General features: G+C 59.2%; 22 protein-coding genes. 14 read left to right on the top strand and 8 right to left on the bottom strand.

Annotated features, from left to right (window positions below; genetic code table 11):
- Window positions 1-60 precede the first annotated feature (60 nt).
- Entirely contained in the window at window positions 61-1035 is a 975-nt protein-coding gene (gene dmeF, locus H9C73_RS04970) for a CDF family Co(II)/Ni(II) efflux transporter DmeF (protein WP_209286695.1), read from the top strand.
- Between the two features lie 333 nt (window positions 1036-1368).
- Window positions 1369-1971 (top strand): PIN domain-containing protein, encoded by a 603-nt coding sequence (locus tag H9C73_RS04965; protein ID WP_209286694.1) that lies wholly within the window; start codon window positions 1369-1371, stop codon window positions 1969-1971.
- 505 nt (window positions 1972-2476) lie between these two features.
- Here the strand turns inward: H9C73_RS04965 and trpA are convergent.
- Window positions 2477-3304 (bottom strand): tryptophan synthase subunit alpha, encoded by an 828-nt coding sequence (gene trpA, locus H9C73_RS04960; RefSeq protein ID WP_209286693.1) that lies wholly within the window; start codon window positions 3302-3304, stop codon window positions 2477-2479.
- A gap of 3 nt (window positions 3305-3307) precedes the next feature.
- Window positions 3308-4525, bottom strand: coding sequence for a tryptophan synthase subunit beta (gene trpB / locus H9C73_RS04955; protein ID WP_209286692.1), 1218 nt, complete (start codon window positions 4523-4525; stop codon window positions 3308-3310).
- A gap of 116 nt (window positions 4526-4641) precedes the next feature.
- On the opposite strand from trpB, the gene H9C73_RS04950 reads away from it, so the two are divergent.
- Entirely contained in the window at window positions 4642-5514 is an 873-nt protein-coding gene (locus H9C73_RS04950) for a LysR family transcriptional regulator (RefSeq protein ID WP_209286691.1), read from the top strand.
- On the opposite strand, the gene H9C73_RS04945 is transcribed toward H9C73_RS04950, so the two are convergent.
- The gene (locus tag H9C73_RS04945) at window positions 5504-5782 is read right to left on the bottom strand and encodes an acylphosphatase (protein WP_209286690.1); all 279 of its coding nucleotides are present in this window, start codon (window positions 5780-5782) and stop codon (window positions 5504-5506) included. The genes H9C73_RS04950 and H9C73_RS04945 overlap by 11 nt on opposite strands.
- A 2-nt stretch (window positions 5783-5784) precedes the next feature.
- Window positions 5785-7020 carry a YihY family inner membrane protein gene (locus tag H9C73_RS04940; RefSeq protein ID WP_209286689.1) on the bottom strand — a complete coding sequence of 412 codons (1236 nt, stop codon included), beginning with the start codon at window positions 7018-7020 and terminating at the stop codon, window positions 5785-5787.
- 81 nt (window positions 7021-7101) lie between these two features.
- On the opposite strand from H9C73_RS04940, the gene arsC reads away from it, so the two are divergent.
- The 6 genes from arsC (at window position 7102) to H9C73_RS04910 (ending at window position 12807) form a co-directional block, all read left to right on the top strand.
- A complete protein-coding gene (arsC, locus tag H9C73_RS04935) occupies window positions 7102-7452 on the top strand; it encodes an arsenate reductase (glutaredoxin) (RefSeq protein ID WP_209286688.1) in 351 nt (116 codons plus the stop codon).
- Window positions 7449-8060 (top strand): NAD(P)H:quinone oxidoreductase, encoded by a 612-nt coding sequence (gene wrbA, locus H9C73_RS04930; protein WP_209286687.1) that lies wholly within the window; start codon window positions 7449-7451, stop codon window positions 8058-8060. Before arsC ends, wrbA (H9C73_RS04930) begins: the two co-directional genes overlap by 4 nt.
- Window positions 8057-8446, top strand: coding sequence for a DUF2069 domain-containing protein (locus tag H9C73_RS04925; RefSeq protein ID WP_209286686.1), 390 nt, complete (start codon window positions 8057-8059; stop codon window positions 8444-8446). Before wrbA (H9C73_RS04930) ends, H9C73_RS04925 begins: the two co-directional genes overlap by 4 nt.
- Window positions 8443-10098, top strand: a complete 1656-nt coding sequence (locus H9C73_RS04920) for a SufS family cysteine desulfurase (RefSeq protein ID WP_209286685.1) — start codon at window positions 8443-8445, stop codon at window positions 10096-10098. Before H9C73_RS04925 ends, H9C73_RS04920 begins: the two co-directional genes overlap by 4 nt.
- Window positions 10099-10134: 36 nt before the next feature.
- The gene (locus tag H9C73_RS04915) at window positions 10135-11049 is read left to right on the top strand and encodes a LysR family transcriptional regulator (RefSeq protein ID WP_209286684.1); all 915 of its coding nucleotides are present in this window, start codon (window positions 10135-10137) and stop codon (window positions 11047-11049) included.
- 144 nt (window positions 11050-11193) lie between these two features.
- On the top strand, window positions 11194-12807 hold the full coding sequence (locus H9C73_RS04910; protein WP_209286683.1) for a GGDEF domain-containing protein: 1614 nt from the start codon (window positions 11194-11196) through the stop codon (window positions 12805-12807).
- Window positions 12808-12840: 33 nt separating this feature from the next.
- On the opposite strand, the gene H9C73_RS04905 is transcribed toward H9C73_RS04910, so the two are convergent.
- Both H9C73_RS04905 and H9C73_RS04900 read right to left on the bottom strand, forming a co-directional pair.
- The gene (locus tag H9C73_RS04905; RefSeq protein ID WP_209286682.1) at window positions 12841-14277 is read right to left on the bottom strand and encodes an aldehyde dehydrogenase family protein; all 1437 of its coding nucleotides are present in this window, start codon (window positions 14275-14277) and stop codon (window positions 12841-12843) included.
- A 65-nt stretch (window positions 14278-14342) separates the two neighbouring features.
- A complete protein-coding gene (locus tag H9C73_RS04900; protein ID WP_209286681.1) occupies window positions 14343-16283 on the bottom strand; it encodes a DNA topoisomerase III in 1941 nt (646 codons plus the stop codon).
- A 190-nt stretch (window positions 16284-16473) separates the two neighbouring features.
- Between H9C73_RS04900 and H9C73_RS04895 the strand changes: the two genes are divergently transcribed.
- From H9C73_RS04895 to H9C73_RS04880, 4 genes are all read left to right on the top strand, one after another.
- Window positions 16474-17454, top strand: a complete 981-nt coding sequence (locus H9C73_RS04895; protein WP_209286680.1) for a glutathione S-transferase family protein — start codon at window positions 16474-16476, stop codon at window positions 17452-17454.
- A 20-nt stretch (window positions 17455-17474) separates the two neighbouring features.
- Window positions 17475-18074, top strand: a complete 600-nt coding sequence (gene wrbA / locus H9C73_RS04890; protein WP_209286679.1) for an NAD(P)H:quinone oxidoreductase — start codon at window positions 17475-17477, stop codon at window positions 18072-18074.
- Between the two features lie 94 nt (window positions 18075-18168).
- Window positions 18169-19353, top strand: a complete 1185-nt coding sequence (gene chrA / locus H9C73_RS04885; protein WP_209286678.1) for a chromate efflux transporter — start codon at window positions 18169-18171, stop codon at window positions 19351-19353.
- Between the two features lie 245 nt (window positions 19354-19598).
- A complete protein-coding gene (locus tag H9C73_RS04880) occupies window positions 19599-20459 on the top strand; it encodes a LysR substrate-binding domain-containing protein (RefSeq protein ID WP_209286677.1) in 861 nt (286 codons plus the stop codon).
- On the opposite strand, the gene H9C73_RS04875 is transcribed toward H9C73_RS04880, so the two are convergent.
- Together H9C73_RS04875 and H9C73_RS04870 are read right to left on the bottom strand one after the other, a co-directional pair.
- Complete coding sequence (locus H9C73_RS04875; RefSeq protein WP_209286676.1) at window positions 20447-22942, bottom strand: APC family permease; 2496 nt, start codon at window positions 22940-22942, stop codon at window positions 20447-20449. The two genes, H9C73_RS04880 and H9C73_RS04875, sit on opposite strands and share 13 nt — an antisense overlap.
- 80 nt (window positions 22943-23022) lie before the next feature.
- Window positions 23023-23502, bottom strand: a complete 480-nt coding sequence (locus H9C73_RS04870; RefSeq protein ID WP_209286675.1) for an Lrp/AsnC family transcriptional regulator — start codon at window positions 23500-23502, stop codon at window positions 23023-23025.
- Between the two features lie 224 nt (window positions 23503-23726).
- Between H9C73_RS04870 and leuA the strand changes: the two genes are divergently transcribed.
- Entirely contained in the window at window positions 23727-25424 is a 1698-nt protein-coding gene (gene leuA / locus H9C73_RS04865; RefSeq protein ID WP_209286674.1) for a 2-isopropylmalate synthase, read from the top strand.
- Window positions 25425-25452: the final 28 nt, after the last annotated feature.

The raw sequence follows: 25452 nt of genomic DNA, 5'->3' as shown, positions 1-25452 counted from the left end.
GAACCCTTCTTTTGAGCTAATGTCTTCTGTGACACCGGAGCCATGTTCACAGGAGTTCTCATGACTGCTCACGCCCGCGCATCCAGCCCATGCACAACAGCGGCCAACCTGAACCACCGCCATGATTTTGGACAGGGCGAAAAGCGCAAGGCCGAGCAACGCGCCGTACTGGTCACCCTTCTGACCCTGGCCACCATGGTCGCCGAGGTGCTGGGTGGCGTAATTACCGGCTCCATGGCCCTGCTGGCAGATGGCATCCACATGGCAGGCCACGCAATGGCACTGGGCCTCGCGGCCGGCGCCTACTACCTCGCACGTACCCACGCCCATGACCGCCGCCTGAGCCTCGGCAGCGGCAAGATCGCCGATTTGGCCGCCTACACCAGCGCCCTGCTGCTGGCAGTCTCGACCCTCTGGCTCATCTACGAATCCATTGACCGCCTGATTACCCCGGGCACACTCATGCCGCTGGAAGCCCTTATTGTCGCCGTGATCGGCTTGGCGGTTAATCTGGCATCGGCATGGCTACTGGCCGGCAAGCACGAACATGATCATGGTCACGGCCACGCGCACCCTGATCACGCCCATGACGACGCCAACCTGAAAGCCGCACTGGTGCATGTGATTGCGGACGCACTCACCTCCGTGGCGGCCATAGCCGGCCTGATCGCGGCCTGGCTCTGGGGCTGGAACTGGCTGGACCCGGTGATTGCACTGGTCGCCTCTGCGGTGATCCTGAAATGGGCCTGGGGCTTACTGCATCAGACCATCGGCGTACTGCTGGACCGCGAAGGCCCAAGCGAGATTCGCCAGCAGGCACACAAGGTATTAACCGAAGCCGGCGACACCGAAGTGGTAGACCTGCATGTTTGGTCCGTGGGGCAAGGCGCATGGACACTGGTTGCAGCCGTGGTCACCCACGATGACATCACGCCCGAGGACTTGCGAAGCCAGTTGAGCCAGATACATGGCCTGCACCACCCCATCATCGAGGTGAGCTACTGCACCGCCTGTTTGGATAACACAGCGCGCTAATCAAGCGCGCCCAAGCTTTTGTGACAGGCAGTGTATTACAGGCCCCGTGCCCTGAATGCCTCGTCGCTTGGATCTGCTCATCTGCGCTGGCAAGTCGAGCCAAAATCATTCAGTATCAAGGCGTAATGGACTGGCCGCTGCGGGGTACTGCGCACGGCAAACCAGCAAAACGCGCACGCTTGTTTTCATCGGAAGAGAATGGCTGTGATATCTCGATTTATCTTTTCTCTTCATGTGATTAGAGCTGCTTTCTCCGTCTTTGGATGTGAGCAAGAACGCGCATGCGCAGTATTACAATGTCAAGGCCAAGAGCAGGGAAGCGAGGAAGTACCCTTGAAAACCAATTACGTATTGATTGATTTTGAAAACGTTCAGCCAAAAAATCTTGAGCTACTCAAGGGGCATGGATTTAAAGTCATCGTTTTCGTCGGATCAAAGCAGGTAAAGATTTCGTTTGATCTGGCTTGCGCCATGCAATCTCTAGGCGCTGACGCAGAGTATGTGAAGATTGAGGGAAACGGCCCTAATGCGTTGGATTTCCACATCGCATTCTACATTGGCAACCTTGCCGCGAAGGATCCAGACTGCTATTTCCACATTATTTCAAAAGACACTGGCTTCGACCCTCTGATTAAGCATCTAAAGACTAAGCGAATTTATGCGCAGCGAGAAAAGGATATCTCGGAAATTCCACTTCTCAAGATCTCCAATTCCAAGTCAATGGTAGAGCGTATCGACGCTATCGTGGAGTTTCTCAAGGCCCGAGGATCAGCCAAGCCTAGAGCGGTGAAAACACTCTCGAACTCGATAAATTCATTGTTCATGAAAAAGCTCGAAGAAGACGAACTGGCAAAGATTATGGACGAACTAATCCGACAAAAAATCGTTATCACGAACGGCTCAAAGGTGAGTTACCAATTACCTGGGAAGCCTTAACAAACCGCGTAAGTCAGACATCCCTGACGGTCGCCGCTTCGCTCCGCGTTAAAGACCAGACCAATGAGCATGAACCGATTTAACGGACTAATCGTTGGTTATGATCCTGGTGGTAATGGTGGCCATGGATGCAATGCTATCAGAATGGCTGGGCTACCCCGTCTCTACAGGTAATGATCACGAGTGGGACGCAGTGATATCAGTGCTCGCGGCTCTCCGAGGTATTGAAGGTAACTGGTCGCACGATTTATTCAAAGAGCCAGCGGGCGAATCTGGTAGGCTCGTGTATCCAGTAGGAGAGGCAAACTATTGGTGGCCACATTGAATACGTCATCAAACAAGTGCTGCTCTCGAACAATGTAATTCCTGCTCTATCTTCATTCGCACCAGCTGCAGCTGAAGCAACGGTAATCCTCACTAAAACATCTATTGGCCCCATCTAAGCTGAAACCAAAAAGGCCTCCCGGTCAGAAACCGGGAGGCCTTACGTATCGCCAAACTGTTTTTACGTGCGCGCAGTACGCACCGCCGCTGCCAGTTCACGCGTCAGCGCCAGCACCGCCTGAGTGCCCGCTTCGGGCGTGTCGGCCTTGGCGATGCAATCCACCAGCGCAGAGCCCACGACGACACCATCGGCAAACTGGCCGATGCGGGCCGCCTGTTCAGGCGTGCGGATACCGAAGCCGACTCCGATCGGGATATCGGTATGGGCTCGGATCGCGTTGACCTCCTGCTCCACTTTCTCTGGCGTGGGAGGCGCAGAACCGGTCACGCCGGTACTGGACACGTAGTAGAGGAATCCCGAGGTGTTGTTAAGCACACCCGGCAGACGCTTGGCATCGGTGGTCGGGGTTGCCAGGCGGATGAAGTGAATACCGGCGTCACGTGCCGGCTCACACAGCTCGGCATCGTGCTCGGGCGGCAAGTCCACCACGATCAGCCCGTCGACACCGGCTTCGGCGGCTTCTTCCAGAAAACGCTCAACCCCATAGCGGTAGATCGGGTTGTAGTAGCCCATCAGGACCAGCGGCGTGTCCTGATCCTGTTCCCGCAGGATGCGCACCATCTGCAGGGTTTTCAGCATATCCTGACCGGCGGCCAGTGCACGCTGGCTGGCGAGCTGAATGGCCGGACCGTCTGCCATGGGATCGGTAAAGGGCATGCCCAGTTCGATCACGTCGGCACCGGCTTCGGGCAATCCCAGCAGGGTATCCAGGCTGGACGCGTAGTCAGGGTCGCCGGCCGTCACGAAGGTCACCAGTGCCGGACGATTTTCCTCTTTGAGCGCGGCGAACCGGCGCTCCATGCGGCTGGATTCGGTTGTATGGGTCATTGCTTACTGCTCCGCCAGTTCGTCTGCCAGGTGTTCGGTTACGGTGGTCATATCCTTGTCGCCACGGCCACTCAGGTTCACCACAATGATGTGATCCTTGGGCAGCGTCGGTGCCAGTTTCAGCACGTGCGCCAGCGCGTGGGACGATTCGAGCGCGGGAATGATGCCTTCGTACTTGCACAGCGCCTTGAAGCCGTCCAGCGCTTCCTCATCGGTCACGGCGACATACTCGACGCGCTTGATGTCATGCAACCATGCATGCTCGGGCCCGATACCGGGGTAATCCAGGCCGGCCGAGATGGAGTGCGCATCCTGAATCTGGCCGTCTTCCGACTGCAGCAAGAAGGTACGGTTGCCATGCAGCACACCGGGCTCACCGCCCTTGAGGCTGGCAGCATGGCGCTTGTCCAGCCCTTCACCACCGGCTTCAACCCCGATCATGCGAACGGACTCTTCATCCAGGAAGGGGTGGAACAGACCCATGGCATTGGAACCACCGCCGATGCAGGCCACCAGTGTGTCCGGCAAGCGCCCTTCTTTCTCCATCAACTGTGCGCGCGTCTCTTCACCGATCACGGCCTGGAAGTCACGCACCAGGGCCGGGTAAGGATGCGGGCCCGCCACGGTACCGATGATGTAGAAGGTATCGGCCACGTTGGTCACCCAGTCACGCAGGGCTTCATTCATGGCGTCCTTGAGGGTGCCCGTGCCGCTGGTCACCGGAATTACTTCAGCACCCAGCAGTTTCATGCGCTGTACGTTGGGCTGCTGACGGTGAATATCCGTACTGCCCATGTAGATGACGCACTCCATGCCAAAACGAGCGGCAACGGTTGCGGTGGCAACCCCATGCATGCCGGCACCGGTTTCGGCAATGATGCGCTTTTTGCCCATACGCTTGGCCAGCAGAATCTGACCCAGGCAGTTGTTGATCTTGTGCGCGCCGGTGTGGTTCAGGTCTTCACGCTTGAGGTAGATCTTGGCGCCACCCAGGGCTTCGGTCAGACGCTCCGCCAGATACAGCGGGGTTTCGCGGCCAACGAAGTCCTTGCGCAGTTTTTCCAGCTCAGCGTGGAAGGCCGGATCCTGTTTGGCCTTTTCGTACTCATCCTGCAGCTCGAGAATCAGCGGCATCAGGGTTTCGGCGACAAAACGGCCACCAAAACGGCCGAAAAAGCCGCTGGCATCCGGGCCCTGACGCAAGGATGTGTCTGTGCTCATGAGAACCACTCCATCAATCGTTTACTTGCCCACAAGTCTAGTGGATGCAAGCCGGGTGTTAAATCGATAAAATCACAAATACATGTGAGAAAAACTGACATATAAAAGGCAGCGCCATGCACTCACTCCCCTCGCTCAATGCACTGAGAGCCTTTGATGCGGTGGCTCGAACACTGAGCATGTCGGCCGCGGCGAAGCAGCTACATGTTACCCATGGTGCCATCAGCCGGCAGGTGAAGCTACTCGAGGAGCAGCTCGATTGCCGACTGGTTGAACGTGCGGGTCGCGGGGTTGCGCTGACCGATGCGGGCCTCAGACTGGCCCGCACCACTCAGGAAGTGTTCGACAAATTGGAACAGGCCTGTGATCAGGTCAAACGCTCGGCAGCCAACGCCCCTTTCGTGCTGGGCTGCTCCGGCAGTTTTCTGGCCCGCTGGTTCATTCCGCGGCTGGAGCAATTGAAGCAGGACTGCCCCGAGCTTGAGCTGCACCTGACGGCGGTCGACGAATCTCAGGCGATCCGCCCGGGAGTGGATGCGGTGCTGCGGTTTGCCGAGCCTCCCTGGCCCGAGGACCAGAGGGTGATTGAGCTGGCGCCGGAGCGGATCGGCCCCGTCATGCGCCCGGATCTCTTCCGTGAAGAAGCGCCCGCGCCTGATCAGCTGCTGCAGCACCCCTTGCTGGAGACGCTTTCCAGGCCTCAGGCCTGGCCGCAGTGGTGTCGTGCGCAGGGGATTGATCCGAGCCAGCTCAGAATCAAGCAATCCTTCGAGCACCTGAACTATATGCTGGAGGGCGCGCTGGTCGGGTTGGGTGTCGCCATCGCGCCGGAATACCTGGTGGAGGAAGACCTGCGTACCGGCCGTTTACAGGCCCCCTGGGGGTTCGTGGAAACACCCTCCCGGCTGGGGCTTTGGCTGCCGGGGCAGGACATTTCCCCGGCGGCACAGTTACTGGCCGACTGGCTCCGCGCGGCGCTCAGTCGATGATCTCAAACCCTTCATGGCGGGTTTCACTGACCACATCTTCCGAAACAACCTCTGCCACGTTCGCCAGTTCCGGCCCCTGACTGAGCCAGGCCTCCACATGGCGCACGGCCTTTTCGTCTCCGCACAGCATGGCTTCGACACGGCCATCGTCCAGATTGCGTACCCAGCCGGTCAGGCCATTGGCCTGCGCCTGCTCACGGGTAAAGTGACGAAACCAGACGCCCTGAACGCGCCCACTGACCCATGCATGCACACAGATATCTGCCATCGTTACTCCTGATTACGCACTGATGATTCGGGTGTTTGATACAACGCCTGCAGGCTCACGTCCAGCACTTCTGACCGGTGTTGCTGCAGCGCCTGCAAATAGTCATATAACGCCTGCTGCCAGGGTTCGTCCTGATCCCGCCAGGGGTCCGGCAACGGCCAGGGCAGCGCACGCTGCAGGTCCAGCAGCGTATAGCTGCTCAAATCACGGCTCAGCAGATACTGCCCGCCCTCGGTACGGCTGACCAGCCCCGCCTGCAACAATAGCTGTACGTACTGATCCCAGCGCCCCTGATCGAGCCCCGGAATGTCTTTCAGCAGGGTGCGATCCGGTACCGGGACTCCCTCCTGTTGTGCTTGCCATAACCTGTGCAGCACCGCCAGCAGGGTATACAAGTGAGGCTCATTGGTGCGGTATTTGTTCAGCCGGGATACCGTCAGAAGGCGTGTCAGCTCTGCCCCCAGCAGGATGATGCCCCAACTGATGTAGATCCAGAGCAGGAAGATCGGCACCGCCGCGAACGCGCCATAGATGAGCTGATATGAGGGGGACAGCGTTACGAACTGAACGAACCCGCGCTTGGCGATTTCAAACATGATCGCCGCAAACAGACCGCCAAGCGCGGCACTGCGCAAGGGGACTCGACAGTTGGGTACCGCCGCGTAGAGCAGCATGAAGGCCAGCGCCGAAAACAGAGGCGGCAGCAGCGACAGCAACCGTGCACGCCCCACCATTTCGGTGGCACTGGTAAAGAACGACAGGCTGGCAATATAGGATGTGAGCAACAGCCCCAGACCGATCAGAATCGGCCCCAGGCTCAATACGGCCCAGTACAGCAGGAAACTGGAGATACCCTTGCGTGGTTCTGCCACCCGCCAGATGCGGTTAAAGGCGGCCTCGATGTTCTTCATCATCATGATGGAAGTGGCGGCCAGAAAGACCACACCCACCACGGTGAGGCTCTGGGCCTGAGCGGCGAAGGTACTCAGGTACTCCTGCACCACGGCCCCGGTCGCCGGAACAAAGTTGTCGAAGATCCAGCCCTGTAGCTGCTCGCCAACCCCTTTGAAGTTGGGCACGGCCGCCAGCATGGAGTAGGACACGGTCATCAACGGCACGACTGCAAACAGCGTGGTGTAGGTGAGCGCGGCGGCGTTAAGAATGCCCTGATTGGCCTGAAACTGTCTCAACAGTGAGCGAATAAACACCCAGGCCGCAGGCAGTGTTCCCTTATACATGCGTTCTCTCTTAACGAATCATGGTCCTGCCCTATACAATAGGGCGCTAACCCGTTGAATGAAAGCCTGCAGGGAGTCCTCATGTCCATTACCATCTACCACAACCCGCGCTGCTCCAAATCGCGTGAAACCTTGAAATTGCTGCAGGAAAAAGGCATCGAGCCGCAAGTACGCGAGTACCTGAAAGAGGTGCCCTCTGCCGAAGAGCTCAAGTCCGTATTGAAAGCGCTGGGCATCAGTGCCCGTGAACTGCTGCGCAAGAAGGAAGCCGAATACAAGGAAGCCGGTCTGGATGACACCAGCCTGAACGATGACGCCGTCATTGACGCCATGACCCGCTTCCCCAAACTGATTGAGCGCCCGATCGTGATCAACGGTGATCAGGCACGCATCGGACGCCCGCCGGAGTCTGTGCTGGAGATCATCGAGTGAGCGCACAGCCCTACGTACTGGTCCTCTATTACAGCCGCAACGGTGCGACCCGTGCACTGGCGCGTCAGATCGCGCGTGGCGTCGAGGAAGCCGGCATGGAAGCGCGCCTGCGCACCGTACCCGCCGTGTCCGCCAACTGCGAAGCGACCGAGCCGGCCGTGCCGGAGTCCGGTGCCGTATACTGCACCGAATCCGATCTGGCCAACTGCGCCGGTCTGGCACTGGGCAGCCCCACGCGCTTTGGCAACATGGCCGCGCCGATGAAATATTTCATCGACTCCACCAGCAGCCTTTGGCTGTCCGGGGCGCTGATCGACAAGCCCGCTTGCGTTTTCAGCTCCAGCGCCAGCCTGCACGGCGGGCAGGAAACCACTCTGCTGAGCATGATGCTGCCCCTGCTGCACCATGGCATGGTACTGGCCGGCCTGCCCTACAGCGCCAACGCCCTGTTGAGCACAACCTCCGGTGGTACTCCTTACGGGCCAACCCATGTCAGCGGCCAGAACGAGTCGGCCGAGCTGGATGCTGACGAAAGCACACTGGCACTTGAACAGGGTCGCCGTCTGGGCCGACTGGCGCTCAGCCTGCAGTCAAAGGAATCCGCATGAGCAACGCACTCGCAACCAAAACCTCCATCAGCCGAGCCCTGGTTCTGATCAGCTACTTTGGCCTGCTGGCCCTGTTTACCCTTTGGTATCTCTGGCTGGCACCCGCCTCCAGTGAACATCCCTGGGTCATCTGGCTGGTACACGTGCTGCCGCTGGGCGCCTTTGCCCCGGTGGTCGTCAAGGGCGCTCCGAGAGGCCATGCCTGGCTTTGCTTCGTGCTGCTGCTCTACTTTCTGGAAGCGGTGATTGCCGCCATGGTGCCCACAACGCGCTGGCTGGGATTGATCGACTGCCTGCTGCTGGTCACCCTGTTCACTTCTGCCATGCTGTTTGCCCGCTGGCGCAGTCAGCTCACACGCGCGCGTCAGGCTGAGGCACAGGCGTGAGCAAACAGGCACCGGTGCCGCCCTGGCGGCGTGACTTCCCGCTGCTGTCCGTGCGCGTACATGGACAGCCGCTGGCCTACCTCGACAACGCCGCGACCACCCAAAAGCCGTGGCAGGTTATCGATGCTCTGAGCCGCTACTACAAGACCGGAAACGCCAACGTTCACCGTGGCAGCCACGCCCTCTCCAACCAGGCAACCGAAGCCTTTGAAAAGGCACGCCGGCAGGTTGCAGGCTGGCTGGGTATTGCCGAGCCGGAAACCCTGATCTGGACCCGAGGCGCAACGGAAGCGATCAACCTGGTGGCGCAGTCCTGGGGGCCCATGAATCTGTCATCCGGTGATCGCATTCTGCTGATGCAGAGCGCCCACCACGCCAACATCGTACCCTGGCAACTGCTGGCCGATCGCACCGGTGCCGAACTGGAGGTGGTACGGCTGCTGCCCGATGGCAACCTGGACCTTGAGCACTTCCGCCAGTGTCTTACCCGCCAGCCGAAGCTGGTGACGCTGACGCACATCTCCAATGCGCTGGGCACCTGTTACCCCGTGGCCAAGCTGGCTCGCGAATCCCGGGAGGCCGGCGCGACCGTCCTGATCGATGGCGCTCAGGCGCTGCCCCATCAGGACGTAAATCTGGAAGAGCTGGCCTGTGATTTTTACGTCTTCTCCGGCCACAAGGTGTTTGGCCCCACCGGCATTGGTGCACTCTGGGGACGACGTGAGCTGCTTGAAGCCATGCCGCCCTGGCAGGCTGGCGGTGAGATGATCGAGCGGGTCAGTTTCAGCGGCACCACCTTTGCAGACCTGCCCTTCAAGTTCGAGGCAGGTACGCCCAACATAAGCGGCGTTATCGGACTGGGCACGGCCATCGAGTATGTGCAGAAATCTGACCGTCAGGCCCAGGCGGCTCACGAACAGAGCCTGCTCACACATGCACTGGCCTGTTGCGAAACGGTACCGGGGTTCTCCCCCCTGCCGGCGGGATCCGAGCGCACCAGCCTGTTTTCGTTTCTGCTGGACGGGCATCACCCGCAGGATGTGGCGCACTGGCTGGACCGTCAGGGAATTGCCGTGCGTGCCGGTCACCACTGCGCCATGCCATTGATGGAATCCCTGGGCATTCAGGGTACCCTGCGCGCCTCTTTTGCCTTTTACAACACCCATGAAGAGGCTGAACGGCTGGCTCGGGCGCTGGATGAACTGGTCCATCAGGACCGCACACAGATCGAAACGAAGCATGCAGACACCGGACAGATACTGGATACCCAGGCCGTGTTTGCGGCCAAAAGCTGGGACCAGCGCTACCGCGCACTGATGCAGCTTGCCCAGTCCCTGCCCGCCATGCCGACTGAGCTCAAACAGGAGCGCTATCGTATTCCGGGCTGTGAATCGAATGTCTGGCTGGTGCCTGAGCTGGATGCGGATGGGCACCTTGCCTGTCAGGCCGATGCTGATGCCCGGATTCTGAAGGCACTGGTGGCGCTGCTGCTGAACGAGGTCAATGGTCGCACACCTGCCGAAGTCGACCGTATCGACCTGGAGGCGATCCTTGCGCCACTGGACCTTAAACGCCACTTGAGCCCGAGCCGAGGCAATGGACTCCTGGCCATCGTGCGACATATTGAAGCCTTTGCGCAGTCTCAACGCTGATTATGCTGGCCGGCAGGGCCTTTTCTGGAGTAGTAGATGAACCTGAACGACCTGAACCTGTTTATTCGTGTCGTCGAAACCGGCAGTTTCACTGCAGCCGCTGACAGCCTGAGTGTGCAGAAGTCCACCATCAGCCGCCGCATCGCACAACTGGAAGACACTCTGGGCATCCGGCTGATCCAGCGTACGACACGCAAGTTGAAGCTCACCCCCGAAGGCGAGGAGCTGTTTTCCAGAGCCCAGCCCTTGATTGATGATCTGTCCGCTGTTCAGGACGACATCAGCGCCACCAAAACAGAGTTGAGAGGCCGTCTGAGATTGACCATGCCGACCGAAATCGGCGTTTTCATGATGAACGAGGTCATCTCCAGTTTCATGAAGGCCTATCCACGCATCGAAGTCGACGTTGAACTGAGTACCCGCACCGTCGACCTGATCGAGGAAGGCGTTGATCTGGCCTTCAGGCTTGGCCCCCTGCCGAACTCCAGCCTGATTGCACGGCACGTGGCCGGCCTGCATCGCGGGCTGTTCGCCACCCCGGAATACATCCAGCAGCACGGCATGCCGGACACTCCCGATGACCTGATCCAGCACCAGTGCATCACCCTGCTCAAGCCGTTTGATCACTTGCGGTTTGTGAACTGGAACAACCATGAACCGGTCAGCATGGGCGGTCGCCTGCGCACCAACAGCCTCAGTTTTGTACGCGAGATGATTCTTCAGAACATGGGCATCGGCCGCTTGCCGGAAGTTTTTTGCGGCCCGCTGGTCGAAAGCGGGCGTATCGTCAGAGTGCTGGAAGGATTTGATCTGGAGCCACTGGAGATCAATGCACTCTATGCCAGCCGACGCAACCTTAACCCGCGTGTACGGGCTTTTCTGGACCACATGTCGGACCGCCTGAGTGATCACCCCTGGGTTCAGAACAAACTGGTTCACCTGACCCACTGATGATCATATGATGCGGATGTAAAGAGCAGCCCAGAATAGAGTGGCGAACATTGGCTGATTATTTTATAGTCAGCATGTTTCCATTTGGCGACACAAAAACAATAATAAGCACATCTCACATCCACCCAAAGCATTTCAGGCCCTATGACGCTCAAGTACAAGCTAATCGCCAGCCTTTTGCTGTTTCTTCTGATACTTGGCTCGGGCATCGTTCTGATTCAGCAGGCTATCGTCATCCCCAAGGTGGAATCGCTGGAGACTGACGCCCTCAAGGCTGACCTGGAGCGCATAGAAGACGCCCTTCAGGGTGAGATGACCAATATGGAAAAGCTGGCGGTGGACTGGGGTGTCTGGGATGACGTTTACGAATATGTGGCTCAGCCGAACCCTGACTTTATCGCCTCGGCACTGGGCGGTGATGCACTGGAACAGTTGAGCATGGACCTGCTGTTGATCAGCCACCATGAGTCGCCCGCGCTGGTGCAGACCTCCTCTCGCATGGCGGCCCTGCGGCCGGTACTGGTCGAGGGACTGCTGAGAGGCGATGATCCAAGGCTTCTGGCAGCAGGCGGACAGGGGATTCTCCACACCGACGCCGGCATCTTTCTGGTCGCTGCCAGCAAGGTACTGCCCTCATCGGGCCAGGGGATTTCGACCGGAACGCTCTATTTCGCCAAACGGCTGGACCACGCCCTGATGCAAAGGCTGAATACGCCCAATATGCAGTCACTGGAGCTGGCCGTTGTCGAGCAGACACCTGCGGCGCCGAAGATCGAACTGCTGCCGGGCCGGTTCAGTCTCAGTCAGACCTGGCTGCCACTGCTGGGAGAGCCGGAGCGCTCACTTCGAGTCGAGCTGCGCCAGGGCCGCCCATTCTTCGACAGCACCCTGACCTACACCTATTACATCATGGGTACCATATTCGTGCTGGGCATTCTGGGCTGCCTGACCGTGTACCTGCTGCTTCAGCACTATCTGGTCGCCCCCATCAGAAAACTCCAACGCAACATTGAGCGCTTTTCTGCGCTGAACTCGCTGGAACAGATTCCGGATGATCCTCGTACCGATGAGATCGGTTCCTTAACCCGATCCTTCCGCAAAATGGCGGCACGCGTCTCTCAGGACCATGCCCAGATGCTCGATGAAAGGGAGCAGTTGAAAGAGGAAAGCCTCACCGACCCGCTCACAGGCCTGGGCAACCGTCGTTTTCTGTTACAAAGCATCGAAGGCCGCAAGCGCTGGATGGCCGACCATCATATCGCTGTCATCACTGCAGACCTTGATCATTTCAAAAAGGTGAATGACCAATACGGGCATGACAAGGGTGATCAGGTATTGCAGGAATTTGCACGCCTGCTGGAGGAGTGCTGCCGTGAGGATGATTATCTGGTGCGCTCGGGGGGTGAAGAATTCATCGCCATCTGCCAGCTGGCAAACGCCGAAGATGTCGCCCAGGTAGTCGAAAGGATCCGCCGCAAAACAGCCGAATCCCGTTTTGCGGACGGTTTGATTCGCGCAACCTGCTCCATCGGTTTTATCGTAACACCTGCCTCTGAGCTGAATCAGATGAACAACACCTGGGAGCGGCTATTCAAGGTGTCGGACATGGCGCTCTACCGCGCCAAGCATGAAGGCCGCAATCGCTGTATCGGTTGGCGTTACTCATACCTGTCACAGATATCACGCCGCCCGCTTCCGGTTACGACTGCTGAGCTGAAGCTGGCATTGGAGGAACATACTCTGACGCCCGTGTCCTGACCCCGGGTTAACGGGATCAGGACAGGGCTGTCATCAGGCCGACCAGCCGGTTACGACTTTCACTTCCAGGTACTCTTCCAGCCCCCAGGGACCACCCTCGCGGCCGTTACCGGACTGCTTGTAGCCACCGAAGGGCGCACCGCCACCCAGCATTTCACCGTTCATCTGTACCATGCCGGCTCTGAGCTGACGCGCCACCCTATTGGCCCTGGCGCCATCCTGCGTCTGCACGTAATGGGTCAGGCCATAGGGGCTGTCGTTGGCAATGCGGATCGCCTCTTCTTCGGTGTCGAACGGGATGATCGACAGCACCGGTCCGAAAATTTCTTCCTGAGCAATGGTCATGTCGTTGCTGACATCGGCAAACACAGTGGGTCGCACGAAGTAGCCTTCATCCAGCCCTTCCGGCTTGCCGAGGCCACCGGCGACGAGCCGTGCACCTTCATCAATGCCCTGCTGAATCAGCTTCTGAATCTTGTCGAACTGAGCGGCAGACACGACAGGGCCAATATGCTTGCCTTCCAGTGACGCAATGTTGACTTCGGTCTTGTTGGCCACCTCAATGGCGGTTTGCACGGCCTGCTCATACAGAGGGCGCTCGACCAGCATGCGGGTGGGCGCATTACAGGACTGGCCCGAATTCATGAAACAGTGACGCACCCCGCGCACCACGGCCTTTTCATCCGCATCGGCGAAGACCAGGTTGGCGCCCTTGCCGCCCAGTTCAAGGCTCACCCGCTTGATGGTATCGGCTGCATTCTTGGAGATGGCGCGCCCTGCCCGCGTGGAGCCGGTGAAGGAAATCATGTCCACGTCCGGATGACCGGAAAGCTGAGTCCCCACGCCAGCACCATCGCCGTTCACCAGGTTGAACACACCCGCCGGGAACCCGGCTTCATCGATCATCTCGGCAAACAGCATGGCAGACAGCGGTGCAATTTCAGACGGTTTCAGGACCATGGTACAGCCCGCCGCCAGCGCTGCCACGACCTTCAGGGCTACCTGGTTCATCGGCCAGTTCCAGGGCGTGATCAGGCCACAGACGCCTATCGGTTCACGCAGAATCTGGTTGCCCGGCGCATGTTCACCCAGTGGCGACTCGAATTCATACTCACGCAGTACACGCATGAAGTTTTTCAGGTGCCCGGCACCTGCGCCCCATTGGGCCTTCTGGGCCAGCGCAATCGGTGCGCCCATTTCGATGGAGATCGCTTCAGCCATCTCGGCCGAGCGCGCCTTGTACAGGGAGTACAGTTTTTCCAGCAGTTCCAGCCGCTGTTCACGGCTGGCCTGGCTCCAGCTTGGGAAGGCTGCCCTGGCAGCCGCAACAGCCGCATCCGTATCCGCTTGAGATCCGAGGGAGATCTGTGCACACACGGACTCGGTCGAAGGGTCAATCACGTCAAAGTCATTGGCCTCTAACGGGTTAACCCAGCGTCCGTTGATGTAGAAACTGCGCTTGTCCAACATGTTATCGCCCTTTTTATTTTGATGACTCGTTAATATATTCAGCATAACGTCTCAGAGATTCGAGGTCACGCCTTGGCTGTCGACCTGCGCGGCTGACGACTTCGACCCGAGCGCTTGTTGGCGGCTCCCGTTTTGCGCCGCCCCTTGCGCCGTGGTGGCGCGGGAATACCACTGAGTGCAGCGGGTTGAATACGGTCTATCAAAGTGGGTAGCGCGTCCTGCAGGGGCTGCATGAACGCCTGATAGGTGAACGCCTTGCGGCTGATGGCATCCAGCTGAGATTCCCAGTGCGCGGTCATATCCGGGCGGCTCAACTCCTCCGGCAACGCAGCGATGAGTGCCTTCCCCGCGGCCGTTGCGTGAATCTGCTTGCCCTGACGCTGTAAGAAACCGCGCTTGAACAATAGCTCAATAATGCCGGCACGGGTGGCTTCGGTCCCCAGTCCGTCCGTATCCCTCAGGACCTTTCTCAACTCCTTGTCCTGTACGAAGCGCGCAATCCCGGTCATGGCCGACAGGAGGCTGGCATCGGTAAACGCCTTGGGCGGCTGAGTCATCTTTTCCAGCAACTCACCCCGTTCACACTGCAGCAGCTCGCCGACACGCAAGGTGGGAAGTTGGCCTTCCGCTTCATCTTCAGCCTCCTTGCCCAGCAATGCTTTCCAGCCCGGGTCCGTAATCTGACGCACCTTGGCCAGAAACTGGCCGCCCGCAATCTCGACTTCAACCCGGCGATCGTTGTACCGGCAGGGCGGATAGAACTGCATCAAATACTGACGTGCAATCTGCGCATAGACCTGCTGCTCAGCTCGCGACAGCTTGCCCGGCGCAATGGCCTTTGACGTAGGAATGATGGCATGGTGCGCCTCCACCTTTTTGTCATTCCAGGCTTTTGACTTGAGGCTGAGGTCCGCATTCGCGACGGCTTCAGCCAAACCCGGCTCCGTCTGGGCCACTGAGCGTGTAACACGGCCGGCTTCGGCAAAATGCTCGGCCGGCAGGTAGCGACAATCGGAACGCGGATAGGTAATGAGCTGATACTTTTCATACAACGCCTGAGCCGCATCCAGCACCTGCTGTGCGTTCAGTCCAAAGCGCTTGGAGCAGTCGATCTGCAGGGCCGACAGGTTGTAGGGCAAGGGAACCGCCTGCTGCCCGCTTCTGCGCTCATCCAGCATCACCTTGGCAGGCTGACCGGTAATGCGCTGGATGACGTTTTCCGCCAACGCTCTGGATAGCACACGACCCTCTTCATCCTGAAACCGGGCACAGGCCTCACTGGGCTGCCACCGAGCGGTAAAGGCTTCGCCCTGCTCGGTCAGCAGATGTGCATCTACCTCGTAATAGGGTTTGGGCACAAAGGCGTCGATCTCGGCATCACGCTGCACCACCAGCCCAAGTACCGGCGTTTGCACCCGGCCCACGGACAGCACCCCGTCGTACCCGGCCCCGCGCCCCTTCACCGTCAGGGCCCGCGTCATGTTGATACCGAACAGCCAGTCGGCCCGTGACCGAGCCAGTGCCGACACGGAGAGTGGAACAAAGGTCTGATTGGGCTTGAGCCGGCTGATGGCCCGCCGCACCGCATCGGGGTTCAAGTCCGAGAGCAGGCAGCGCTGCACCTGTGCCCGCTTGGCGGCAGGCACCTTGAGATAATCGATCACCTCATCGACCAGCAACTGACCTTCGCGATCCGGGTCACCGGCATGCACCAGTTCATCGGCCTCTTTTACCAGCTTGCGCAACACCGAAAGCTGCTTGCTGACGCCCTTGCGCGGCTTCAACTCCCACTGCTCCGGCAGAATGGGCAGGTGCTCCAATCGCCACTGCTTGAAAGCCGGATCATAGGCATCCGGTTCCGCCTGTTCCAGCAGATGACCGATACACCAGCTCACCACCTGCCCACCGCCACAGCGAATCAGCCCCTCCTCCTTTTTATGAGGTTTGGGCAAAACCGCCGCGATGGCGCGAGCAAGACTGGGCTTTTCCGCAATGAACAGTTTCATGGTATGAAGCGCTTCAATCGTTAACTGTATTTATACACAGTATTTTGCCACCAAACCGCTTCTTGATCATCGTAGCGGCTGCTTTGATCTAAATTTCTGATCATTTAATCCATTTTTTTGCTGTTCATCATCAGTTTTACGACTTCTATAGTGGTCTCAAGTTGAATAAAGCGCGATTGAGGAGAGCAGCATGGGTTTATTGATCGATGGCCACTGGCACGACCAGTGGTATGACACCAAGTCCAATCAGGGCCGCTTTGTTCGTTCCGAATCCCAATTCCGCAACTGGGTGACCGCTACGGGCGAGGCTGGCCCCACCGGTGACTCCGGGTTCAAGGCAGAGCCGGGCCGCTACCACCTGTATGTGTCTCTGGCCTGCCCCTGGGCGCATCGCACACTGATCATGCGTGCACTCAAGGGTCTGGAAGAGATGATTTCCGTCTCGGTCGTCGATTACCTGATGGCGGAGAATGGCTGGACCTTTGAGGACGAAATGGACGGCGCTACCGGGGACCGGCTCTACGGCCTGGACTACCTGTACCAGCTCTACCTCAAGGCCGATTCCACCTATAGCGGCCGTGTCACCGTACCGGTGCTGTGGGACAAGGAACGCGAAACCATTGTCAGCAATGAGTCCGCCGACATCATTCGCATGTTCAATACGGCCTTCGACGACTGCGGTGCCAAGCCCGGCGATTATTATCCTGCCGAGCTGAGGGAATCGATTGATGAGATCAACGCTCAGGTGTACGACAGCATCAACAACGGTGTTTACAAGGCCGGTTTTGCCACGACCCAGGGTGCCTATGAGCAGGCCGTTTACCCACTGTTCGAGATGCTGGACCGGCTTGAAGAGCGCCTGAGCCAGCAGCGTTATCTGGCCGGCGATCAGGTCACCGAAGCCGACTGGCGCCTGTTCACGACCCTGATCCGGTTCGATGCGGTCTATCACGGTCACTTCAAGTGCAACCTGAGACGGATCGTTGATTACCCGCACCTCTGGGATTACGTGCGCGAGCTGTATCAGTGGCCTGGCGTTGCCGACACCGTCAGCATGGTGCACATCAAGGGCCACTACTACGCCAGCCACACCATGATCAACCCGACGGGCGTCATACCTGTAGGCCCTGTGTTGAACCTGCAAAAACCCCATACACGCAATCAGCTGTAACCAAGTAAGAGGATTCCATCATGAGCAAGATTCTGGTTCTGTATTATTCGTCCTACGGTCATATCGAAACTCTGGCCAACACCATCGCCGAAGGTGCCCGCTCGGTTGAGGGCACCGAAGTCAGCGTTAAACGTGTGCCTGAATTGATGTCGGAAGAAGCGGCCAGGAATGCTGGAGTGAAGCTGGACCAGTCGGCACCCGTTGCCGAGCCCGCTGAACTGGCCGACTACGACGCCATCATCTTTGGTACCCCGACCCGTTTCGGCAACATGGCCAGCCAGATGCGCAATTTCCTGGACCAGACCGGCGGCCTTTGGGCTCAGGGCAAACTGATCGGCAAGGTGGGCAGCGTATTTACCAGCACCGGCACCGGTGGTGGCAACGAAACCACCATCCAGTCCTTCCACACCACGCTGTTCCACCATGGCATGGTTGTGGTCGGCCTTCCCTACGCCCTGCCGGAAATGACCGATCTGTCCGATATCAAGGGCGGCTCACCGCTCGGCGCTGCTACCCTTGCAGGTGCAGATGGCTCACGCATGCCTTCTGAAACCGAGCTCACCATGGCGCACTTCCAGGGTGCGCACGTCGCTGGCATCGCCAACAAACTGGCACAGTGACATCCAGCAGGCCGCCGCTGGCGGCCTGCGCTGTAACACCCCTGTCACATTCCGAGTGCTAGACTGAAAGTTGTTTTTATTCAGGCACTTGACGATGAAAAAAACGCCAGATACTTCGTTTGTTTCCATCCTTCTGATTTTTCTTCGTCTCGGGTTGACCAGCTTTGGCGGGCCTGTGGCGCACCTGGGCTATTTCCGGGAAGAGTTCGTTAATCGCCGCCGCTGGCTGAGCGACCAGAGCTACGCGGATCTGGTCGCGCTTTGTCAGTTCCTGCCCGGCCCTGCCAGCAGTCAGGTCGGACTTGCGCTGGGCCTGTCCCGGGGTGGCTACGCCGGCGCTCTGGCGGCCTGGTGCGGCTTTACATTGCCTTCGGCGCTGGCATTGATTCTGGTGGCTTACGGTGCCACCGCTCCGAATGGCGTGCTTGATGCCGGCGTGGTACATGGCCTGAAGCTGATGGCGGTCGCCGTGGTGGCTCAAGCGGTATGGGGCATGTCACAGACGTTGTGCCGAGGCAAAATCCGGATCGCGATCATGCTGCTGGCAGCCACGGCCATGCTCCTGTCACCTGCCGTTTGGCTGCAACCCCTGCTGATGCTGCTGGCCGGCCTGGCAGGATGGAAGCTGCTAACACCAACCAACGCCGACCATGCTGCGCAGATCCCCATTCATGTTTCCACGCGACAGGGCTCAGGGTGGCTGATGCTCTTTTTCGCCCTGCTGCTGGCCTTGCCCGTTATCACGGCACTAACGGCTAACCCTGCCCTCACCCTGATCGATCTTTTCTACCGGGCAGGGTCGCTGGTGTTTGGCGGTGGCCATGTGGTGCTTCCGTTGCTGCAGGCCGAGACGGTCCCCACTCAACTGATCTCCGAAGACCTTTTTCTGGCCGGTTATGGTGCCGCCCAGGCGGTCCCCGGCCCGCTGTTTACCTTTGCTGCCTACCTTGGCACGACCATGACACCCATGCCCGGCTGGCCGGGAGGCCTGATCGCCCTTCTGGCCATCTTCCTGCCCTCGTTTCTGCTGGTCGCGGGCGTATTGCCGTTCTGGGACAGGCTGCGCCGCATCACGGCCGTCAGGGCTGCTCTCAGTGGCGTGAATGCAGCGGTTGTAGGCCTTTTGCTGGCCGCGCTCTACGACCCCATCTGGACCCGCACGATCCTGAGCCCGACCGATTTCGCACTGGCGCTGCTGGCCTTTTTCGCCCTTCAGGTCTGGAAAGTACCGGTCTGGATTCTGGTGCCGTTGTTTGCGGGCGCGGGCTGGATCGCCTGACCGCCCGTACCAGCCATTTCCAGCCACGTCGCCATGCCAGCGCGCGCAGCACTCTGGCGCGGCGCTGGTAGTAAAAGGTATCCAGTGCGCCTGAAGGCAGGCGCCTGATCTGTTTCCCGTCACGATAGATGCTGCTCATCATTTCACTCCCTGATCCTCTTGATGACAGCATAGAGCCCGCTTTGTATTATGAATAACGATTAATTGTGATCATTTCGATCACGGTATGCGATTGGTTGTACTCTATGCCTTACCCCAACATCAGTACCGAGTTGCTGCGAACCTTCGTGACGGTCGTGGACGAAGGCGGCTTTATCCGTGCAGCCGACCGCCTGCACAAGACACAGTCTACCGTTAGCCAGCATATCCGCCGCCTGGAGCAGGAGCTGGACGTGGACCTGTTTCAAACACAGGGGCGTAAACGGATACTGACCAGTACCGGTGAAACCATGCTGGGGTATGCACGTCAGATGTTGAGCCTGCAGGAAGATGCACTGGCAGCCATAACGGAACAAAGCGCCGTGGGTGAGCTGCGCATCGGCGTATCCCTGTCACTGACGGAAAGCATGCTGCCGTCGATTCTGGCCCGCTTCAAACGGCACAATCCGGGCATCCGGCTCAATGTGCAGACGGATTACAGCAACAGCCTCTGTGAAGACTATGACAATGACCAATACGATCTGGCACTGATCCTCAGGCGTGACCGCAGCCAGGTCAAAGGGGAGCTGCTGGGCTACGAACCTCTGGTCTGGATAGGCCCTCCGGGATACCAGTGGTCGAAAAATCGCCCTCTGCCGCTGGTGCTGCTGAATGATCCATGCCTGTTTCGGGAGGCCACGCTGCACGCGCTGGACCACACCGATATCAGTTGGCGTACCGTGTATTCCACCACCAGTTTTACCAGTCTTATGGCGGCCGTCCGTGCTGAACTGGGTGTGACCGTGCGTGCGCAGGGCGCTCTGACTGAGGGGCTGGACAATATCGGGTCCCGGCTCGGGCTGCCCGAACTGCCCCCCGTTTACATTGAATTGCGCCACCGGACGCAGGTGGCGGGTGCCTCACAACTGGCACAGTTGATTCGGCACGAGCCGCTTCAGGCCTGGTGATCGGCACCAAGCAGCTCGGCTGGCACGCCCGCCTGCTGCGCCGCCTGGCATGCGCTCTCGGCGCGGGCCCGGGCCTTGAGTGCACGGCGGCGCGCCTGTGTAACCCGCTGTTCAAGTTCATCAATCTGATCAGACGCATCCGCGTCAGCCGCCAGCGCCGCCTCGGCCTGCGCCAGATCATCGGCTGTCAGTTCGACCAGTCTGGCGGCATCCACCCAGGCATCCAGAGCCCGGGCCCGCTCGGCTGCCTCTCCCTCTTCCGGTTCAGCTTCCAGGTCGAGGTCTTCACTGGCCATCACCGCCAGTGACAGGCCAAGCGGTGACAGCGCCGACTCCAGTGGCTGACCGTAGCGATCCAGCAGGGTGTCACGGTGCAACCGGAAAGGCAGCAACACCAGCGAAGCGTCACTGGAATAACGCACCGCCGCACCGGCATCACTGTGATCGATCATCACTGCTTCCGCTTCAATGCGCACCTGTTCCACAAAATGCTGCACTGTCTCCGGTGTCTCGAGTCCGTCCTCGGTGGAAGCGGCCACCAGAATACGCAGCCGCGCACCGGACCATTCCGGCGTGCGCAACATCAGATGACCCAACATCAACATCAGATGACTGGACGCATCATCCCACCACCAGAGGTCAATGCGCCTTTGCTCCGGTTCCACCTCTTCCAGCCGTGCCCACTGCTCCTGATCACCATTGAAGATCAACAAACTGCACTCTTCATGGAAAGCGGTCCAGAGGCGCTGGGCAAACACCCGTGTCGCTGTTTCTTCCACCGATTGCGGCCGGTGATGCTCAAGCCAGTTCAGCAGTACCAGATTGGGCTTCAGTGGCCCGATCCCGGCCCCCTGTAACAGGGCCCTCAGGCCGGTATCAAAATCCTGTACGGTCAACACTCGCGCCCAGGCGTCTACACCCGCCTCCCGGATATCAGCGGCCAGCATCTGTTCGGCGTCTTCACGCGCGTGTCGCAAGCGTAGCCCCTGCCCCTGCAACAGTTTCACCGCGGTCACGAAACCACTCCTGCCCTCCAGTGAGGCGGCCAGTTTCAACAAGGGCTGACGACGATGACTGCTGTCGGAAAACAACAGGATATTGGGGCGCCAGTCACGCGGGCTTTCGGCGGCATCGTGCATCGCCAGCAGGTGCTGACGGATGCGGCGGGTATGATAGGCGCGGCGGCCATCGGCCCAACGTGGCAGAGGCGCCTTGGCTTTCAGGTAACGGTAAATCAGCGCCAGCACGCCCAAGGCCACTGCACCGGCAACCGGATCAATCGCCAGCATGGCCACCAGACAACAGAGTGCACCCGCCAGGCTCAGTTTGGGGTGAAAGAAACGAAACGCCGGTCGAAAAAATGGGCTCGCCGCACGCGCTTCAAACCAGGTGGCATAATTGATCAGCCCGTAGGAGATCAGAAAACACATGGACACGACGGGTGCGACCAGATCCAGCTCACCCAACCCGACCGTCAGCATCGCCACAGCCGCTGCCAGCACCAGCGCGCGGCGAGGATTCTCCTGGGGACCGGTGCCTTTGGCAAAGGGTATGAGCACCGTGAACAGACGGTCCTGAGCGATGGACTGCAGGATTCTCGGCGCCCCCATGAAGGAGGCCATGGCCGAGGACAGCGTGGCTGCCAGCACGCCAGCAATGATAAGCGGAGCCCAGTCAGCCACCTGCTGCATGGCCGTATAATCGGCCCTGAGTACTTCTGCAGGCAAGGCACCTGCAAACACAACCGCTGCCGCCAGATAGACCAGTATCGACAAGCCGACGGCACTGAGTGTCCCGTGCGGGATGCTGCGCCCCGGATCACGCAGGTCGCCCGACATGCTCACCCCCTGGGTAAAACCGGTGACCGCAGGAAAGAAGATCGCGAACAACAGCCAGAAATCCACGTCGACCGGTGGTGACCAGTTGCGGGCAATCAGCTCGGCATCAAAGCGCTGTACGCCACCCCAGAAAAAGGACACCAGCGCCAGTGCCAGCACCACCATGATGATGTACTGAAAGCGGGTGGCCCAGTCCGCCCCCAGCCAGGCAAAGCCGAACAGTGCCGCAACCGCAATGGCAGCAACAAGCGGCTCTGCGCCGTCCGCCCCCGAGGGCAGCATCGACGTGAGTACCTCCGCAAAACCGATGCAGTAAAATCCGACCGAAACGGATTGCGCGAGAAAGAGTACAACGCCGATTGCGCCGCCGAATTCTTGCCCCAGGGTACGGGAAATGAGGTAGTAGTCACCGCCCTTTTTAACATGCAGGTTGGTGGCTACGGCGGACAGGGACAGGCTGGTAAGAACCGAGATCAGGTTGGCACACACCAGGATCAGGAGCATGACCCCCAGCCCGGCCGCTCCCACCACGTAGCCAAGGCGCAGGAACAGGATAATCCCGAGAATCGTCAGCACACTGGGGGTGAACACCCCGGCAAAGGTGCCCATCTGGCCGCCGGTGGCGGTCTGCTTGCGGGTCGGCACTAGGGACCTCCTGTCAAAGGACGCGCATGGCCCTCAGCATAGCGGCTTGCCGCTATGCTGAACAGTGGCAGACCCGCCGCTCAACAGGCGACACCACGCTCCAGCACTCGGCGCAGCACGAAGCTTGAATGCACGCCTGTTACCCCTTCGATGCGCGTGATCTTGTGCAGCAGCAGGTCATGGTAGGCATCCATGTCCTCGACCAGTACCCTCAGCTGATAATCCGCATCCTGCCCGGTGATGATCAGGCATTCCAGCACCTGTGGCAGCTGTTCTATCTTGCGCTCAAAATTCTCAAATCGCTCCGGTGTATGCCGGTCCATGGAGATATGCAGCAGCACCATCAGGTTCAGGCCCAGACGCTTGGCATCGACCAGTGCTCGATACCCGGTAATCAGGCCATTTTCTTCAAGTGCCTTGACCCGCCTCAGGCAGGGCGATGGCGAGAGGCCGATACGGTCGGCCAGTTCCTGGTTACTGATCCGCCCTTGGCGCTGCAGAATATCCAGAATGGCGTAATCATAGCGATCCAGTGCCACTCTTTCCGACCTGCTTGGCATTTTATTTCACCAAATTTAAATATATTGATTTAAATTGCCAAGATAACACAAAATCGAGGCAACTTCGCAATCCTGCGCCCGGCTTTTTGCCCTACCATATCCCCATCGTAAAGGTTAAGGCCTGCTGGTGACGTCAGGCTGCCTTACCCAGGCAGCCAGCGACGGTAACAACCCTTACCCAGGGTCAGACCCGGCGGCCCCCCACAACAATGGAGAGCAACACCATGGCAAGTGCCCACTTCAACCATCGCAAGTATCAGCCGGTTGAACCCGTTACCGGCTTTACCCGCACCTGGCCTGATCGCCGGGTAACCGAGGCTCCGATCTGGGCCAGCGTTGACCTGCGTGATGGTAATCAGGCCCTGCTGGAGCCCATGAACGTGGCCCAGAAGCAGCGCCTCTGGCACTTGCTGGTCAAGCTCGGCATCAAGGAGATCGAAATCGGCTTCCCGTCTGCCAGTCAGCCCGACTATGACTTTACCCGCTGGCTGATCGAAGAAAACCAGATCCCGGACGACGTGCGCGTACAGGTACTGGTTCAGGCGCGAGAAGAGCTGATTGCCAAGACATTTGAAGCGCTCAAGGGCGTCAAACAGGCTGTCGTCCACGTTTATAATTCGACCTCACGTATTCAGCGTGAACGTGTGTTCGGCATGGATCGGGACGCGATCAAGTCGATCGCCGTTCAGGGCGCTGGCTGGGTCAAGGAATACGCTGAAAAGTATCCGGACACCGACTGGACCTTCCAGTATTCCCCGGAAAGCTTCACCAGCACCGAGGTGGATTACGCGGTTGAAGTCTGCGATGCCGTGATGGCCGTCTGGCAGCCAACGCCCGAGAAACGCTGCATTCTCAACCTTCCCACCACTGTGGAAGTAGGCCCGCCCAACCATTTTGCGGACCAGGTGGAATACTTTTGTCAGCACCTGAACAACCGTGACAGTGCCATCATCTCCGTGCACACCCACAACGACCGTGGCGGCGCTGTTGCGTCTGCCGAGCTGGCCCTGATGGCCGGTGCCGACCGGGTTGAGGGCACGCTGCTGGGCAATGGCGAGCGTACCGGGAACATGGATATCGTCACCCTGGCGATCAACCTGTACAGTCAGGGCGTCGATCCCCAGCTGGATCTTTCCAACCCGGATGAAATCATCCAGACCTGCACCGAGTGTACCGGCCTGCCGATTCACCCCCGTCACCCCTGGATTGGAGAGTTGGTGTATACCGCTTTCTCCGGCAGCCATCAGGATGCCATTCGCAAGTCACTGAAGCAGCAGCATGAAGACGAGCCTTGGCAGGTTGCCTATCTGCCGATCGACCCGGCGGATCTGGGACGCGACTACCAGGCGGTCATTCGGGTGAACAGCCAATCCGGCAAGGGGGGCATGACTTTCCTGCTGGAGCGTGACTTTGGCATCAGCATTCCGCGCTGGCTGCAGCTTGAACTGGCGCCACTGGTCCAGAAGAAATCCGAGGAACAGGGCGGCGAGCTGGACAGCCAGGTGATTCACGACCTGCTGATCAAGCACTTTGTGCAGGACACCAGCCCGGTCAGCCTGGAGGGCTACCGCATCGAGCGCAGCGGTGACAATGAAACCCTGTCTGCAGATATTCAGGTTGAGGGTGAATCCTTGTCCATTGCGGGCAAGGGCAAAGGGGCCATGGCCGCTTTCATCAATGCCTGGCAAACCCGGACAGGTCTCGCCATCCATGTGGTGGACTATGCCGAACACGCCATGGGTGAAGGGTCTGACGTGGCCGCAGCCGCCTACGTACAGCTCAACGTGGACGGACAGCGTGTCAGCGGCATGGCCGTCGACGCGGATACCGTCAGCGCCTCGCTCAAGGCCGTGGTTTCAGGTCTGAACCGCTCCGGACAGGCGACACAGCTGACAGACTCAGCCGCCCGCCAACAGGCTTAACCACTTCTGGTCGGGGGTACCTCAGGTA

Source organism: Marinobacterium alkalitolerans (genome assembly GCF_017776525.1).
GTDB lineage: Bacteria > Pseudomonadota > Gammaproteobacteria > Pseudomonadales > Balneatricaceae > Marinobacterium > Marinobacterium alkalitolerans.
The sequence above is the reverse complement of the archived record's forward strand: the minus strand, read 5'-3'. Positions and strand labels throughout refer to the sequence as shown.

What these genes read in the sequence shown, in the direction of transcription:
- H9C73_RS04880 (WP_209286677.1), top strand. Translation starts at nt 19,599, where the DNA reads ATGCCTTACCCCAACATCAGTACCGAGTTGCTGCGAACCTTCGTGACG.
- H9C73_RS04905 (WP_209286682.1), bottom strand. Translation starts at nt 14,277, where the DNA reads ATGTTGGACAAGCGCAGTTTCTACATCAACGGACGCTGGGTTAACCCG.
- H9C73_RS04910 (WP_209286683.1), top strand. Translation starts at nt 11,194, where the DNA reads ATGACGCTCAAGTACAAGCTAATCGCCAGCCTTTTGCTGTTTCTTCTG.
- H9C73_RS04895 (WP_209286680.1), top strand. Translation starts at nt 16,474, where the DNA reads ATGGGTTTATTGATCGATGGCCACTGGCACGACCAGTGGTATGACACC.
- leuA (WP_209286674.1), top strand. Translation starts at nt 23,727, where the DNA reads ATGGCAAGTGCCCACTTCAACCATCGCAAGTATCAGCCGGTTGAACCC.
- trpB (WP_209286692.1), bottom strand. Translation starts at nt 4,525, where the DNA reads ATGAGCACAGACACATCCTTGCGTCAGGGCCCGGATGCCAGCGGCTTT.
- dmeF (WP_209286695.1), top strand. Translation starts at nt 61, where the DNA reads ATGACTGCTCACGCCCGCGCATCCAGCCCATGCACAACAGCGGCCAAC.
- chrA (WP_209286678.1), top strand. Translation starts at nt 18,169, where the DNA reads ATGAAAAAAACGCCAGATACTTCGTTTGTTTCCATCCTTCTGATTTTT.
- H9C73_RS04870 (WP_209286675.1), bottom strand. Translation starts at nt 23,502, where the DNA reads ATGCCAAGCAGGTCGGAAAGAGTGGCACTGGATCGCTATGATTACGCC.
- wrbA (WP_209286679.1), top strand. Translation starts at nt 17,475, where the DNA reads ATGAGCAAGATTCTGGTTCTGTATTATTCGTCCTACGGTCATATCGAA.
- H9C73_RS04915 (WP_209286684.1), top strand. Translation starts at nt 10,135, where the DNA reads ATGAACCTGAACGACCTGAACCTGTTTATTCGTGTCGTCGAAACCGGC.
- trpA (WP_209286693.1), bottom strand. Translation starts at nt 3,304, where the DNA reads ATGACCCATACAACCGAATCCAGCCGCATGGAGCGCCGGTTCGCCGCG.
- H9C73_RS04945 (WP_209286690.1), bottom strand. Translation starts at nt 5,782, where the DNA reads ATGGCAGATATCTGTGTGCATGCATGGGTCAGTGGGCGCGTTCAGGGC.
- H9C73_RS04925 (WP_209286686.1), top strand. Translation starts at nt 8,057, where the DNA reads ATGAGCAACGCACTCGCAACCAAAACCTCCATCAGCCGAGCCCTGGTT.
- arsC (WP_209286688.1), top strand. Translation starts at nt 7,102, where the DNA reads ATGTCCATTACCATCTACCACAACCCGCGCTGCTCCAAATCGCGTGAA.
- H9C73_RS04900 (WP_209286681.1), bottom strand. Translation starts at nt 16,283, where the DNA reads ATGAAACTGTTCATTGCGGAAAAGCCCAGTCTTGCTCGCGCCATCGCG.
- H9C73_RS04950 (WP_209286691.1), top strand. Translation starts at nt 4,642, where the DNA reads ATGCACTCACTCCCCTCGCTCAATGCACTGAGAGCCTTTGATGCGGTG.
- H9C73_RS04940 (WP_209286689.1), bottom strand. Translation starts at nt 7,020, where the DNA reads ATGTATAAGGGAACACTGCCTGCGGCCTGGGTGTTTATTCGCTCACTG.